General features: G+C 68.1%; 15 protein-coding genes. 10 read left to right on the forward strand and 5 right to left on the reverse strand.

What is annotated here, in order from left to right; all coding sequences use genetic code 11:
• Positions 1-18: 18 nt before the first annotated feature.
• Positions 19-660: a hypothetical protein gene (locus NL115_RS19695; RefSeq protein ID WP_254831022.1), complete on the reverse strand. Its 642-nt coding sequence runs from the start codon at positions 658-660 to the stop codon at positions 19-21.
• A gap of 17 nt (positions 661-677) precedes the next feature.
• Positions 678-1,139 carry a universal stress protein gene (locus tag NL115_RS19700; RefSeq protein ID WP_254831023.1) on the reverse strand — a complete coding sequence of 154 codons (462 nt, stop codon included), beginning with the start codon at positions 1,137-1,139 and terminating at the stop codon, positions 678-680.
• A gap of 167 nt (positions 1,140-1,306) precedes the next feature.
• On the opposite strand from NL115_RS19700, the gene NL115_RS19705 reads away from it, so the two are divergent.
• Positions 1,307-2,371 (forward strand): NAD(P)/FAD-dependent oxidoreductase, encoded by a 1,065-nt coding sequence (locus NL115_RS19705; protein ID WP_254831024.1) that lies wholly within the window; start codon positions 1,307-1,309, stop codon positions 2,369-2,371.
• A 96-nt stretch (positions 2,372-2,467) separates the two neighbouring features.
• Here NL115_RS19705 and NL115_RS19710 read toward each other — a convergent pair whose 3' ends face one another.
• Positions 2,468-3,424 carry a zinc-dependent metalloprotease gene (locus NL115_RS19710; protein WP_254831025.1) on the reverse strand — a complete coding sequence of 319 codons (957 nt, stop codon included), beginning with the start codon at positions 3,422-3,424 and terminating at the stop codon, positions 2,468-2,470.
• Positions 3,425-3,732: 308 nt separating this feature from the next.
• Between NL115_RS19710 and NL115_RS19715 the strand changes: the two genes are divergently transcribed.
• The 4 genes from NL115_RS19715 to NL115_RS19730 all read left to right on the forward strand — a co-directional run bounded on the left by NL115_RS19715 (position 3,733) and on the right by NL115_RS19730 (position 6,019).
• Positions 3,733-5,112 (forward strand): DNA polymerase Y family protein, encoded by a 1,380-nt coding sequence (locus NL115_RS19715; protein ID WP_254831026.1) that lies wholly within the window; start codon positions 3,733-3,735, stop codon positions 5,110-5,112.
• Positions 5,113-5,152: 40 nt separating this feature from the next.
• Positions 5,153-5,428: a hypothetical protein gene (locus NL115_RS19720; protein WP_254831027.1), complete on the forward strand. Its 276-nt coding sequence runs from the start codon at positions 5,153-5,155 to the stop codon at positions 5,426-5,428.
• 60 nt (positions 5,429-5,488) lie between these two features.
• Positions 5,489-5,710, forward strand: coding sequence for a hypothetical protein (locus NL115_RS19725; protein WP_254831028.1), 222 nt, complete (start codon positions 5,489-5,491; stop codon positions 5,708-5,710).
• 87 nt (positions 5,711-5,797) lie between these two features.
• Positions 5,798-6,019 (forward strand): hypothetical protein, encoded by a 222-nt coding sequence (locus NL115_RS19730; RefSeq protein WP_254831029.1) that lies wholly within the window; start codon positions 5,798-5,800, stop codon positions 6,017-6,019.
• 9 nt (positions 6,020-6,028) lie between these two features.
• Here NL115_RS19730 and NL115_RS19735 read toward each other — a convergent pair whose 3' ends face one another.
• Entirely contained in the window at positions 6,029-7,720 is a 1,692-nt protein-coding gene (locus tag NL115_RS19735; RefSeq protein ID WP_254831030.1) for an acetate--CoA ligase, read from the reverse strand.
• A 142-nt stretch (positions 7,721-7,862) separates the two neighbouring features.
• Between NL115_RS19735 and NL115_RS19740 the strand changes: the two genes are divergently transcribed.
• The 5 genes from NL115_RS19740 (at position 7,863) to NL115_RS19760 (ending at position 14,137) form a co-directional block, all read left to right on the forward strand.
• Complete coding sequence (locus NL115_RS19740; RefSeq protein ID WP_254831031.1) at positions 7,863-10,337, forward strand: helicase HerA domain-containing protein; 2,475 nt, start codon at positions 7,863-7,865, stop codon at positions 10,335-10,337.
• Positions 10,338-10,426: 89 nt separating this feature from the next.
• On the forward strand, positions 10,427-11,233 hold the full coding sequence (locus NL115_RS19745) for an enoyl-CoA hydratase/isomerase family protein (RefSeq protein WP_254831032.1): 807 nt from the start codon (positions 10,427-10,429) through the stop codon (positions 11,231-11,233).
• A 56-nt stretch (positions 11,234-11,289) separates the two neighbouring features.
• Positions 11,290-12,180, forward strand: a complete 891-nt coding sequence (locus tag NL115_RS19750; RefSeq protein WP_254831033.1) for a beta-keto acid cleavage family enzyme — start codon at positions 11,290-11,292, stop codon at positions 12,178-12,180.
• 101 nt (positions 12,181-12,281) lie between these two features.
• A complete protein-coding gene (locus tag NL115_RS19755; RefSeq protein ID WP_254831034.1) occupies positions 12,282-12,596 on the forward strand; it encodes a DUF7116 family protein in 315 nt (104 codons plus the stop codon).
• Positions 12,597-12,922: 326 nt separating this feature from the next.
• On the forward strand, positions 12,923-14,137 hold the full coding sequence (locus tag NL115_RS19760) for an acyl-CoA dehydrogenase family protein (protein ID WP_254831035.1): 1,215 nt from the start codon (positions 12,923-12,925) through the stop codon (positions 14,135-14,137).
• A gap of 165 nt (positions 14,138-14,302) precedes the next feature.
• Here the strand turns inward: NL115_RS19760 and NL115_RS19765 are convergent, their stop codons facing one another.
• Positions 14,303-14,803 (reverse strand): SCP2 sterol-binding domain-containing protein, encoded by a 501-nt coding sequence (locus tag NL115_RS19765; protein ID WP_254831036.1) that lies wholly within the window; start codon positions 14,801-14,803, stop codon positions 14,303-14,305.
• Between the last annotated feature and the right edge of the window lie 269 nt (positions 14,804-15,072).

The raw sequence follows: 15,072 nt of genomic DNA on the forward strand, positions 1-15,072 counted from the left end.
GGGCGTGAGGGTGGCAGGTCAGGTCGGCCGGTCGCGGTCGCCGGGGGTCCCGCTCCCGGTGACCGTCCCCGGGTCGGAGAAGGCGCCGCTGGCCGGGTCGGTCTCGGCCTCCAGCAGCAGCTCCCCGTCGATGGAGAGCCCGGCCTCGATGCCGCGGACGCCGGCGTGTGCCCGGACGCCGAGCACGCGGCGCCGGTCGGCGGCCTCGACGGTGACCCGGTAGTCGCCCTGCTCGGTCACGGCGTCCTCGGCGGCCGCGAACTCGGGGCCGGGGACCACGGTGCGGTTCTCGCCGTCCCCGAAGACGAGCGAGACGCTCATCCCGGAGTACGAGCCGTCGTCGCCGGTGTCGAACCCCGGCGCACGGAGCGTCCCCTCGTACACCGTCTCGCCGGGGCCGTCGCAGGCCGACCCGTCCGCTGTCGGCCGGGCTCCACAGGAGAGCCGCTCGATGGTGACGGTGAACGTCGCGGTGGTGTCGGCCCGGCCGTTGATGGCGCGAACCCAGAGTGGCCCCTCCCAGAACGACCCACCCGGCGAGTAGGTCGGCGTCCCGGTCTTCGTCGGCGTCCCCTCGAACTCGTCGGCGTAGCGGAGGGTTCGACCGCATCCGGCGGTCACGGTCAGGGCACCGGTAGCCAGGAACGTGCGACGGCGCATCGATGGGTCCAGGCTGGCTACTCCTCGGACTCGTCCGGAATCTCGCCGACCCGAACCGTGAGCACCGGGACCGGCGATTTCCGGACGACGCGCTCGGCGACGCTCCCGAGCAGGAGGCGATTGATACCACCCCGGCCGTGGGTACCCATCGTGATGACATCGCACCCGCTGTCCGTGGCGTACGAGACGATCTCGGGCGCGGGCGACCCCTCGCGGATGGCGCGCTCGACCGTCACGTCGGGCGCGACCCGTTCGACGGTCTCCGCGGCGTCGTCCAGTGCGGTTTCGCCCTCCTGTTCCAGCATCGAGGCGACCCCCTCGTACGAGGACTCCATCGGGAGATTGGCGAACGACGCAGTGTTGACGACGTACAGGAGGTGAAGCGTCGAACCGTGCTCGTCTGCGAGCGCGGCCGCGTGTTCCACGATGCGGTCTGTGCCCGGGGAACCATCGGTCGGAACGAGGATATCGGCGTACATGCGTACGCTGGCGTAGCACGGGTGGGGATTTAATCGTGTGCCACGTTTCCCAGCAGCACGATTTCGGGCCGCAACGGGCTCCAGCCCCGCCATTTAGCCGTTGTGCGTGTGCGCCAGGGGCACCGGAGGGGCGTGATTTATTACGGCTTCGTGGCCTACTGTCGGGCATGAGCGAGGACGACATCGAACACCGGCGGCTCATCGTCGCCGGCACGGGAATGGCAGGACTGACGGCGGCCATCTACGCCGGCCGGTCGAACAACGAGCCGCTGGTGCTCGAGGGGGACGAGCCCGGCGGCCAGCTTACGCTGACGACCGACGTGGCCAACTACACCGGCTTCCCGGACGGTATCTCCGGCCCGGACCTCATCAACAACGCGAAGGAGCAGGCCGAGCAGTTCGGCGCCGAAATCGACCACGGTATCGTGACGAACGTCGAGAAGCGCGCGGACGACACGTTCCGGGTCGAGCTGAAGGACGGCACCGTCTACACGGCGGACGCGTTCATCGCCGCCTCCGGCGCGTCGGCGCGTACCCTCGGCGTCCCCGGTGAGGAGACGATGATGGGCTACGGGCTCTCGACCTGTGCGACCTGCGACGGCGCGTTCTTCCGCGACGAGGACATGCTCGTCGTGGGCGGCGGCGACGCCGCGATGGAGGAGGCCCACTTCCTCACGAAGTTCGCCGACACCGTCTACCTCGCCCACCGCCGCGAGGAGTTCCGCGCCGAGGACCACTGGATCGAGCGGGTGATGGAGAAGGTCGACGCCGGCGACATCGAGATCATGCGCAACACCGAGCTTCTGGAGATCCACGGCACCCAGGAGGAAGGCGTCGACCACGTCACACTCGCCCGGAACGAGGCCGGCCACCCGAAGGAGAACCTCGACGACCCCGAGACCGAGCAGTTCGATATGGACGTCGGGGCCGTCTTCTACGCCATCGGCCACACACCGAACACGGAGTACCTCCAGGGGACGGGCGTGGAGATGGACGAGGAGGGCTACCTGGAGACGCTGGGCGGTGACGGGGGCGGGCAGACCCGCACCGCCGTCGAGGGAATCTTCGGCGCCGGCGACGTGGTGGACTACCACTATCAACAGGCTGTCACGGCCGCCGGGATGGGCTGCAAGGCCGCCATCGACGCCGACGGCTACCTCGAGGACCTGGAACGGGCCGGCGAACTCGGCGTGGCCGACGCGGAAGTCGAACCCGCCGCGGGCGACGACTGACGACCGCGAGGCCGCACGTTTCTACGCGGAGCAGAGGTACCGAGAACCGAGAACAGGGAGCGGAGCGACCCGACACCAGCGAGGGGGCCGGCGCGACTACTCGGGCACCCGCGCCAGCCACTGCTCGGGGTTGTCGAGTTCCTCATCGGTCGGCAGGAGGTCGGGGTCCGACCAGACGACGCCCGCCGCCTCGACGGAGCGGGCGTCGGCAACCGCGTCGAAGAACGCCTTCCCGCGCTCGTACTGGCGGCGCTTCATCCCGAGGCCGAGCAGGCGGCGGAGGAGTTTCGAGAGCGGCCCGCGACCGGAGCGCCGGGCCTCCAGCTTCGCACGCAGGTCCTCGTACTCGTCGTCGAACGCGCGGTCCATCACGAGCTCGGCGTACCCTTCGACGGAGGTCATCACGGTGTCGAGTTCGCCGATGGCGTCGCGGTTGAGGCTCCCCTCCGTGAGGTCGTCGACGGCGTCCTCCATCCGTGTCTCGAGGTGCTCGGAGAGCCACGGCGCGGCACCGAACTCGGCGGCGTGGGTCACCTCGTGGAAGGCGATCCAGCGGCGGAACCGCTCGGTCTCGACATCGAGCGACTCGGCCACGTGGTCGATGTTGGGGTGGACGAAGTAGAGCGCGTGGTCGTCGCCATCCGCGAGGAGGAGTGGGTCGTACTGCCCGAGGACGTTGTTGGCGAGGAACGAGAGCATCACGGCCATCGACCCGGTGTTCGTCGTGCGCGCGATGCCGAAGGCGTCCGTCTCGAGGTCGGCCAGCGGCCCCATCACGCGTCGGAAGGTCGCGATGTTGGCGTCGATCCAGTGGTGGCGATGCTGGACCTCGACGGTCTCGGGCAGGTCGAAGCCGAGTCCCGTCACCTCGCGGACACGGTTGCGTGCGTCGCGGACATCGGTCGCGTACCCCTCGCGTTCCGCCGGTGTGAGTTCGATGTTGCCGGGGCTGACGGTCGCCTTGGCAGCGTCGGCGGCGCCGTTCCAGTCGACCGGCCCGTCACCGCTCCGGGGAGCGTCCGCGACAGCGCGTATCGCGCCGAAAATCGTCATACATCCGATAGCCGTGTTCGGGTCAAAGGCCTTCCGGCAGGTACGTGGCAGGTATTCGCAGGTATCTCCGTCGTCGTTCCCATCGTTAGAGAGCGCGAGGGCTACGTAGGCGTTCCTGATGTCGACAGGCCAGTCGTCAGGGAGTATTCAATCGTTACAGAACACGTAATGCTATAATTCCAAAATTACTGAACGAAATCCGTATTAAGATTCTGGAGAGAGGACTTTAGACCGAACGGTCCATCCCGTTCCACTTCCACTCCGGGGTGCCAAGCTTCAGACCCCCTCGCCGGCATACAACCGCATAGATGCCCGAGCGCGCGGAACTCCCGGGAGCGCCAGAGCCCGAGGACCGAGTGGTGGCCCACCTCGACCTCGACTGCTTCTACGCCAGCGCAGAGCGGCTCCGCGAGCCCGAACTCGAAGGCGAACCTGTCGTCGTCGGGATGGGGTACGAGCCGGGCGACACCATTGGTGCGGTCGCCACCGCCTCCTACGAGGCCCGGGAGTTCGGCGTCGAGAGCGCGATGCCCATCGAGGAGGCGCTCGAACGGCTACCGCGGCGCGCGAACGTCGACAGGTCGGCGCCACGGGCCGACGGAACGGACGACCCCGATGCCCCGGCCCCCGACGAATCCGGGTTCTACCGTCCCGTGGACATGGCCTTCTACGAGGAGACCGCGGCCGAGGTGAAGTCAATCCTCCACGACGAGGCCGAGACCGTCCGCGAGGTGAGCATCGACGAGGCGTACCTGGACCTGACCCCGGAGGGCTGGGACGGCGCTCGCGCGGCCGTCGAGCACATCCGCGAACGCATCCGCGAGGAGGTGGGCGTCGTCGCGAGCGTCGGCGTCGCGCCGAACATGTCCACGGCCAAGGTCGCCTCCGACCACGACAAGCCCGACGGTCTCGTCGTCGTCGGTCCCGACGAGGTCCGTGAGTTCCTCGCGCCCATCCCCGTCGACGACCTGCACGGCGTGGGGCCCGTGACGGCCCGGACGCTGCGCGAGCGCGGCATCGAGACGGCAGGCGACGTGGCCGAGGCGGACCTCGTCGAACTGGAGCGCGAATTCGGCGAGCGGGGTCGGGAACTGTACGACCGCGCGCGGGGACGCGACGACCGGGCGGTCGAACCACGGGGACGGCCCAAGAGTCTCTCCAGCGAGTCCGCGCTGGAGGCGACCGACGACGGGGCGACGAAACGTGACCTCGTGCGCTCGCTTGCGGCCGACGTGAGCGAGCGCGCCCGGGCGAAAGACGCCCTCTACCGCACCATCGGCATCAAGGTCGTCCAACCACCCTTCGACGTGAACACGCGCGCCCGGTCGCTCTCGGGGCCCGTCGACGACCCCGAGCTGGTCGAGGCGGTGGCGCTGGACCTCCTCGGCGAGTTCTCGGACGCCGAGGTCCGCAAACTCGGTGTCCGGGTGTCGAACCTCGATTTCACGGCAGCCGACCAGGCGACCATCGACGGCTGGGAAGGTGGCGGGGAGTCGGCGCCCCGCGACGAGCCCACTCGGACCGGTGCGGCGGACACATCGCCGGACGGGGAGGTTCCGACCGAGGCGGAGCAGGCGACCATCGGCGGCTGGGAGCACGGGACGGCGGACGACGGCACGGAGGAGGACTCTGCCTGGCACATCCGCCGGGGACAGACCCGGCTCCCGGAGTTCGTCGACGAGGAGTGACGACCGACGGCCTTTCGACGCTGGCCGACCGACCACTGGCGTGAACAAGCTCCCCGTCGCCGGCGAGGACGCGTGGCGGCTCCCGCGACACGCCCACATCATCGTCTACGAGACCGAGGACGGGAACGAGTTCCTCACCATCTACGACTGCGGCGCGGCCCAGAAACCCCCCTCCGCGCAGGTCATCGGCAACCTCGTCCGCGTCGACGCCGCCCACGAGACCGAACGCCAGCCGACGGGCTACGTGGTGCGGATGCGCGAGGAGTCGCGGCTCGAACGGCTGGACGAGGACCACTGGGTCGTCCGGGCGGAGTGATGGCCTGCCGGACGCGACCCGTCCCGAAGACCTATGCGGAACACCGCCGCAAACCCGACCATGGCTGCACCCTCCATCGAGGACACGTTCGTGGCCCGCCTCTTCCTCGGACTGCTCGTCATCGCAGCGATGTTCGCTGGCGGTGGCGCGCTCGCACAGGTCCTCCTGGCCCTGGGCGTTCCGTTCGGTGACTGGATCGGCGCGGGCGTCGGGGCGTTGGCGGTGTTCCTGGGGTTCGCCGTCCTGTACAACCGCCTCTTCGAGGCGCCCGAGACGGCGTAGTGACGGTCACGCCCGGCCCCGTGTTCCTCCCCGGCCGTGGCCCGGACCAGCCGAGGACGTATCCTCATCACGCTGCGACGACCCGCTATGGCGGGGCCCTCCATCGTCGACACCCTGGCCGGTCGACTCGTGGCCGGCGCCGCTACCTTCGTGACAATGGTGGTCGTCGCGGCTGCGGTCGCTCCCCACATCCGGGCGACAGGCGTCCCGTACACGGACCTGGTCGCCACCGGAATCGGTGGGCTCGTGGCCTTCCTCGCCGTGATGGGACGGTACCGAATCTACCGGGGGTCCATCGGAGGCGGCTAGCCAGCGCGGTCAGTCCTCGGTCGGGTCCTCGGTCCGGTCGCGGAGCTCGGTCCGGCGGATCTTCCCGGTGACCGTCTTCGGCAGCTCGTCGACGAACTCGATCTCGCGGGGGTACTCGTGGGCCGCGAGTTCGTTCCGGACGTGCTCCCGGATGTCCTCCTTCAGGTCGTCGGTGCCCTCGGTGCCCTCGGCCAGCCGGATGTAGGCCTTCACGATGGTCCCGCGCTGGCGGTCCGGCTTGGGAACGACGGCGCCCTCGGCGACCGAGGGGTGCTCGCCGAGCGCCGACTCGACCTCGAACGGGCCGATGCGGTAGCCCGACGAGATGATGACGTCGTCCGCGCGCCCCTCGAACCAGAAGTAGCCGTCCTCGTCGACGTGGCCGAGGTCGCCGGAGAGATACCACTCGCCGTCCGGGCCGTCGACGAAGCAGTCGGCGGTCTTCTCGGGCTTCTCCCAGTAGCCCGCGAAGAAGCAGGGGTAATCGCCCCGTTCGGCGATTTCACCCGTCTCGCCCGGGTCGAGTACCTCGCCGGTGTCGGGGTCGACGACGGCGGCCTCGACGCCGGGAAGCGGGCGGCCCATGCTGCCGGGCTTCAGCTCCATCGACGGGTAGTTGTTGATTATCATGTTCCCCGTCTCGGTCTGTCCGTAGGTGTCGTGGATGGTGACGCCGAGCGTCTCCTCACCCCACTCCACGACGCCCGCCGAGAGCGGTTCGCCGATGGAGAGCGCGTGGCGAAGGTCCAGGTCGACACCGCCGAGGACGGACTCGTGCTCGCGGAGCATCCGGTACGCGGTGGGGACCGAGAACAGGACGGTGATGGGGTAGTCGTCGAGCAGCGCGGCCCACTCCTCGGGGTCGAACTCGTCCTCGTAGGTGAACAGCGAGGTGCCCCAGAACCACGCGCCGAGCGTGTTGATGGGGCCGGTCAGCCATCCGAGGTCGCCGGTCGACCAGTAGAGGTCCTCGCCCGGTTCGAGGTCGACGGCGAACTGCTGTGTGGCAGCGACGCCGGCCACCCAGCGGTGCTTGTGGCGGACGCCCTTCGCGGGGCCGGTCGTGCCCGAGGTGTAGTAGAGGAGCGCGTCGTCGTCACCGCTGGTCCGGACGGTCTCGAACTCGTCGTCCGCGGCGTCGACGGCCTCGTGGTAGTCGATATCGCCCTCGCTGGCCTCACCCTCCTCGCTGTCGACCACGATGACCTGCTCGACGCTCGGGATCTGCTCCATCGCCTCGGCGACGGTGTCGCGGTTGCCCGTCGTCGTGACGACCACCTTCGCGTCGCAGTCGCCGAGCCGGTAAGCGATACCGTCCGGACCGAACCGCTCGTTGACACTGCCCCAGACGGCGCCGGTCTTCAGCGTCCCGATGAGCGCGGCGTAGTGCTCCGGGACGCGGGGCATGTACGAGAACACGCGGTCGCCCCGCTCGACGTACTCGTCGAGGACGTTGGCGAAGCGGTTCGACTCCGCCGCGAGGTCGGCGAAGGTGACGGTCTCCTCCTCGCCGTCGGCACCGACGTACTGGAGGGCGGTCCGCTCGGGGGTCGCCGCTGCGTGGCGGTCGACGGTCTCGTGCGCGATGTTCAGTTCGTCCGGTGCGGACCAGTCGGCCTCGGCGTACAGCCGGTCCCACTCGAACGACTCGTACTCCTGCTCGTAGTTCGCAAGGTTCGGCTGGGACTCCTGTTGTGACATCAGCGGCGTGTATTGCCGGCAATGTCTTAAACTTCGTTCCACTTCCCGCGACACGAGAAGAGCCGGGACACGCCAGTTCGAGCCGCGTCGGTCGTCCGTCTGACGCGGGTTCTTGTGCCCGGAGCGCCCCGCTCGTAACAACATGGGCGACGAGGACACCGAAGCGATTCGGGTCGGCGAGACGAGCGAGGGCGTCGCGGCCGACGCGCCAGCCGGGAACAACGTCGAACTCCCGGTCGTGGAGCTGATGACCGGGCGCGGGTTCGTGACCGGGAAGAGCGGAGGAGGTAAGTCGAATACAGCGAGCGTTGTCATCGAGAAACTGCTCGATAGGGGACTACCCGTCATGATTGTCGATATAGATGGCGAATATTATGGCTTGAAGGAAGAATACGAGATTCTCCACGTCGGCGCCGACGAGGAGTGCGACCTCGTGGTCAACGAGGAGCACGCGGGGAAACTGTCCGAACTCGCCCTCGAACAGAACGTCCCCATCATCCTCGACGTCTCCTCGTTCCTCGACGAGTCCGACGCGCGGGACCTGCTGACCGCCGTGGCGCGCAACCTGTTCGCGAAGGAGAAGAAGCTCAAGCAGCCCTTCCTGCTCGTCGTGGAGGAGGTCCACGAGTACATTCCGGAGGGCGGTGGGCTCGACGAGTGCGGGCGGATGCTCATCAAGGCGGCCAAGCGCGGCCGCAAGCACGGGCTGGGGGTGGTCGGCGTCTCCCAGCGCCCGGCCGACGTGAAGAAGGACTTCATCACGCAGTGCGACTGGCTCGTCTGGCACCGCCTCACCTGGGAGAACGACACGAAGGTCGTCAGCCGCATCCTCGGGCGGGAGTACGCCGACGCCATCGAGGACATGGACGACGGCGAGGCGTTCGTCCTCACGGACTGGTCCGAGCGGGTGCGGCGGGTCCAGTTCGACCGCAAGGAGACGTTCGACGCCGGTGCGACCCCCGGGCTCGACGACTTCGAGCGCCCGGAACTCAAGTCCGTCAGCAGCGACCTCGTCCAGGACCTCGAGGCCATCTCGGAGGCCGAGGAGCGCCGCGAGTCCCGCATCCAGGAGCTCGAGCGCAAGCTCGCCGACAGGGACGAGCGAATCGAGGAGCTCGAAGAGCAGCTCGCCGAGGCGAAGGACCTCTCGAAGATGGCCGAGCGGTTCTCGCGGGCGATGATCGAGCACGCCTCCGGCCGCGCCTTCCGGACGGACGTGACCGTCGGCACCCAGACCGAGATGGACGACTGGCGCAAGCAGGCACTCCGGGGCGAGCACGTGGAGGCGACCCGGCGGCCGGCCAACCCGACCGACGAGTACCTCGAGGCCGAGGCGGAGGCACGGGCCGAGGTCGCCGCCGAGGGGCCGACCGACGCCGGAACCGAGACGGACGACGACCCCGTCCCGGACGAACCACAGACGGAGACGACCGCGCCGCCAGGCTGGCCCGAGGAGGCCGACGACGGGGCGAACGGGGACGCGGAATCCGGCTCGGGCAGCGCCCCGGACGGGACCGGGAACTCCTCCGCGGGGAGTACCGCGGCCGAGATCGATGCGGCGTTCGAGGCGCTGACGGGCGCCGAGGAGCCGACGGGCGCCGAGGAGCCGACGGGCGCCGAGGAGCCGACGGGGGAGCGTGAAGGGACGGCCGAGGTCAGTCGCGAGGACCCGGCGACCGGAAAGACATCGGCGACCGAGTCGCAACCAGGGGCGACCGAGCCGGGGGCTGAATCCGAGGACGGGACCGTCGGGTCCGCCACCGGTGTCCCGGGAGCGGACGGCGGTGACGACGGCTGGCCGGAGTTCAGCGCGGACGCCGCGGAGTCAGCTACCACGACAGACGAGTCGTCGACCGTCGAGACCGTCGTCGAGGCCTCCGACCCCGGCTTCGAGCGCGAGGTGGTGCGCGAGGTCAAAGCGACCATCCGCGGGTTCGACGAGGTGACCCGGCGGATGCTGGCCCACTACCGGGAGCAGGGCGCCTGCGACCCGGTCGACGCCCACGTCGCGGCGGGCGGTGACGGCAACCGGACCCGCGCGTACAGCCGGAACCGGACGCTCCGACAGGCCGACCTCGTCGCACACGCGGGCCGGGGACGGTACGGCTGTCGCCTCGCCGCCCACCTCCGAGAGGCTCACGGCGACCGGCTCTCGGAGGCGGAACTCGCGGCGGCCATCGAGACGGTCGAGGCGGCGTTCGTCGAGGGCCGCCAGTGCGTGACAGGGTCGGTGGCCGAGGCCGAGACATCCCCCGAGCCAGCGACGACCGACTCACCCGAGGACGAGCCAGCCTCGGCGGGGGAATCCGCTGGCGAAACAGGCAACGCGGGGACCGACGTGGCCGACGACGTACTCGCGCCGGACGACGACGCGGAGTTCATCGACGCCGAGGCGGTGCAGGCCGACGAGGAGTCGGCAGTCGGTGCGAGCACGGCGGCACTGGACGACGACCTGGCCGACGTGCCTCGGGGCACGGAGGACGTGGACCCCGACCAGAGCGTCGCGAACGCCAGCGGCGACGGTGGCGACGGGAGCCGACAGTTCCAGCCACCCGAGGAGCGAACCGCCTCGGACGGCGGCGAGTCGGACGACTTCCCGAAGTGGCCCGGCGAGTAAACAGTTAGCAACCTACTTACAGTTCAACGAGTGGTCTATTTTCGGGGTTCCGAAATCGTATAGTGGTAACCCGTCGCAAGCCCTGACACATGGTAGACGCCGACGAACTGTCGAACGAGGACCTCGACGTCTCCGTCAGCGACGACGGGCTGGTGGCACGGGCCACCATCGACCGGTACGAGGACCGGAACTCACTGAACGACGCCGTCATCGGCGGGCTGGAGGACACCCTCGCGGCGGCCTCCGAGGACGGGACCCGCGTGGTCGTCATCCGCGGTGCCGGTGGCACGTTCTGCGCCGGCGGCGACATCAAGGGGATGGCCTCGAACATGGGTCAGGGGCCGATGGCGTACCGCGACGGCTTCTCCGGGATGGCGAACCTCATCGAGGCCATCGTCGACGCGAACGTCCTCGTCGTGGCGGCCGTCGAGGGCTACTGTCTCGCCGGTGGGATGGGTCTCGCAGCCGCCTGCGACGTCATCCTCACGAGTGACGGCGCGACCTTCGGCACTCCGGAGGTCGACATCGGCCTGTTCCCGGCGCAGGCACTGGTCCCCATCATGCGCACGGTCAACGAGAAGCAGGCGCTGCACCTGCTGTTCACGGGCGAGCACATCGACCCGGAGAAGGCCTACGAGATCGGCTTCGTCACGGAGGTCGTCGAGGCGGACCACTTCGAGGAGGAACTGGACGACCTCGTCGACTCGCTGGCCAACTCCTCGCCCGTCATGATCGAGGTTGGCAAACAGTCCTACTACAACCAGCGCGACATGGGGTTCGACGAAGCGCTCTCGTACATGCGCGAGATTATCTCGCTCATCGCGATGAGCGACGACACCGAGGAGGGCATCAACGCGTTCCTCACCGACAGCGAGCCGGACTGGAAGGGTCGCTGAGACCACCCTGCCGAAGCATCGCCCGCTAACCACCACGAATCCCCCACGACACCACAATGGCAATCGAGCAGGAATCCGTCAAAGGCAACGACCCGGACAAGGCAATCATCAGCGCGTCGCTCACCGGCGCGCTCACCACGCGCGACCAGTGCGAGGCGATTCCCTACACCCCCGAGGAGATCGCCGAGGACGCCGCCGCCGCCCGCGAGAACGGTGCCGCCGTCGCACATATCCACGCCCGCACCGAGAACGGCTCACCGACGTTCGATACGGAGGTCTACCAGCAGATCTACGACGAGGTGCGCGAGCGGACGGACATCCTCATCAACTTCTCGACGGGCGCGATGCACGAACCAGTCGAGTCCCGCACCGAGTACATCCGCGAGGTCCAGCCCGATATCGCGGCGCTCAACATGGGCTCGATGAACTACGCGAAGTACAGCGAGAACCGCGACGACTTCGTCTTCGACATGGTGTTCGAGAACCCGTTCAACGAGATCCGGGAGTTCCTCACCACCATGGCCGACAACGGTGTCAAGCCGGAACTGGAGTGTTTCGACACGGGGCACATCGGCAACATCCGGCCGTTCGTGGAGAACGGCGAACTGGAGTCGCCCGTCAACTTCTCGCTCGTCATGGGTGTGCTGGGCGGCATCCCGCCGACGGTGGAGAACCTCGCCCACCAGGTCCGGCAGCTCCCCGACGACGCGACCTGGCAGGTCATCGGTATCTCGCGCGAGCAGTGGCAACTGGTGTCGGCGGCGCTCGCGATGGGTGGCAACATCCGTGTCGGACTCGAGGACAACTTCTACTTGCCGAACGGCGAGATGTCCACCAATCCCGAACTCGTCGCGAAGGCCGCCGAGATGACGCGCAACGTCGGGCGCGAACCCGCGACGCCCGCGGAGGCCGCGGACCTGATGGAACTCGAGCCGCCGCACCTGTAGCCGCGCGGCAGCTCCGGTGAGTCCGACCGGAACGCGAGGCGTTCCCGAACCGTGGGAGCCGTGCAAAAGCTTATCACACCGGCAGCGTAACCCACGTCTGAATGGGTGTCGTTAGCACACCACTGCTCGACGAGGCACGGACCATCTTCTCCGACCTCGGCTACGAGGTCGAGAAAGAGGGCGAGGAACTCCGCGCGGAGCGCAAGTGGCGGACGGTCTTCGTGACGACCGCCGACCCGGAGGAGGCGCCGACACACGGCCGTTTGCGCTGTTTCGTGGCCGAGTCGGACCGGGCCAGGGAGGTCCGGGACCAGCTCGTGTCGCTCGCCCCGGACTACGACTGGGCGGTCGTCGCTGTCGACAGCGGGGACTATCGCATCCTCCACCCCAACGCCGAGGCGCTGTCGGCACCGTAGTATCGATAACCCAACTCCCCAACTATCCACCCAATCCGCGTAGTAACATCTTTATTGGCCGATTTAGAGCCGAAAACCAGAGTCTTCTGCATAATCGCCCAGTATCACGCGTCCCACCGACGGAGCGACGCCGGCGACCACGTTCGGAAACGGACTCGGTGTTTGCTATAAAGACCCGCGCAACTGATGGGACAGGACCAATCCATCTGATGCCCCTAGATGGTATCAGACGGGCGAGAGCCCGAGACCACGATGGCACCGAACATCACCTACACGCCCGAAGCGCTTCCGAACCGCCTCCGCCGGCTCGTCCAGAGGTGGCGCTGATGCAGTTGACCGACGACCAGCAGGCCTTCAAGCAGGACCTGCGCGACTACCTCGAGACCGAGGTCGAGCCCGACGTCGACGAACTCGACCGGAACGGGCCGGTGAGCCGCGACCGGATGCTCGGCTACATGGACGACCTCCGCGAGCTGGGCATCGGCCACGACCCCGACACCGTCCAGGAGTACTTCGGCGACCTGTGGCGGTTCGCCATCGCCAGCGAGGAGATCTCCCGCGTGTGGCCGTCGCTGAACGTCGCCCTGCAGATGTCGTTCCCGGCCGTGTTCGTCGAGCACGCGTCCGAGCGGACCCGCGAGACGATGCTCCCGCGGCTGGAGGACGGCCAGTGCATCGGCTGTCTCGCCGTCACGGAACCGGAGGGCGGCAGCGACACGGCCCGCCCGAACGTCGTCGCCGAGTACGACGAGGACGAGGAGATGTACACGCTCCGGGGACAGAAGACGTGGGTCGGCAACGGCGGTATCGCCGACGTGGCGCTGGTCGTCGCCGAGGACGAGCAGACCGGCGTCTCGGACATGTTCCTGGTCGACTACGAGCACCAGCCCTGGGAGGCAGAATCCATCCAGAAGCTCGGCTGGAAGGGCGTCAACAACGCCCGGATGGACTTCACCGGCTGCAAGGTCCCGCCCGAGAACAAGCTGATGAACATCGTCGGCAACGCGATGGCCGAGGGCGAGGAGATGACCGACATCGTCCCGTTCCCGGAGAGCGTCACCGACCTGTTCGCCCGGCAGAAGCCGCTGAACGCCACCTTCTCCTTCATGCGGACGGGGATGGCGTTCATGGCCGTCGGCATCATGCAGGCCGCCTTCGAGGAGGCGCTGGAGTACGTCGACGAGCGCGAGACCTTCGGCAAGCCCATCGCCGGCCACCAGCTCGTCCAGGAGAAGCTGTACGACATGAACGCGGCGCTGGTCTCCTCGCGGCAGACCGCCCGACGCGCTGCGGAGGCGCTGGAGGCGGGCGCCCCGGAGGCCCGCCGGCTCACCTCGCTCGCGAAGGGGTACTGCTGTGAACGCTCGAAGGACGTCACCGACGAAGCCATCCAGGTGTTCGGCGGCGAGGGCCTGAAGACCGAGCGTCGGCTCGAACGGTACTACCGCGACGCCCGCGTCATGACCATCCCCGACGGCACCACCGAGATCCAGAAGCTCATCGTCGGCAAGGAGCTGACCGGCACGGCCGCGTACAAGTAACCGAGCGGGAGGAATCGACGCTCGCGGTCGGAACTGGAACCGCTGGCGCCGACGCTGACGCTGGAGTGGGAGCACGACACCACCGAAGAACGGCGCACGGGCCGCGTCGAACGCGGTGCGCCGGCGGCCGAGAGCGGCCAGTCGGGTGCTCTCGAACGGAGTGCGTTACGCCGAGTACTTCTCGTCGACGAAGTAGCAGTCGATGCCGGAGGAGATGTCGGTCAGCGTCGCGGCGGCCTGCGAGTACTGCATGACCTTGTTCATGTCGCCCTCGAGCTCGAACTTGCCGGACATCATGCCGTCGATGGCGCCGATGTTGCCACGGAGGAGGTCCTTCCAGACGTCGTAGTCCGCGCGCAGGATGAACCCGGCCTCGACATCGTCGGGGTCCTCGATGAGTCGAGCGTCCGTGCACTTGCCGCCCTCAAGCGCGACGAGCGTGTAGCCCGTGTCACCGTCGACGTACTGGTCCATCTCCTCGCGGAGCTCATCGGGGAGCGCGTCCATGTCGATATCGTCGATGGGCATCCCCTCGGTGATGAAGAGGAAGTCGCCGTCGAAGCCGACGCCCCAGTCGGCCGCCGCCTCGGCGTACTCCTCGTCGTTGTTGATCGCTTCCTTGTACTGGTCGAACCAATCCTGGCTGGGGAACGGAACTTCGCTCATCCGTTACGTGTCTCGCGTTACCACCACCTGACCGTTGTGGATTCAATCACCGGGTGATTTAAGACCACCAGCAGTGGCTGGGTCGGACAGCGACCCTCTGGTCCCGTACTGCTGTCGCCACCCGGAGAAGTGACTGTGCCCCCCGTGTCGGGGCCGCTCTCGTGACACAGACAACAGGACCGTGCCCGTGACACAGACAACAGGCCGTTGCATCCGCGCGAGCGCAGCGAGCGCGGTTCACCGGCACGAGGGCGCGTAGCGCCCGAGTG

The sequence above is a fragment of the Haloglomus salinum genome (genome assembly GCF_024298825.1).
GTDB classification, from domain to species: Archaea; Halobacteriota; Halobacteria; order Halobacteriales; family Haloarculaceae; genus Haloglomus; species Haloglomus salinum.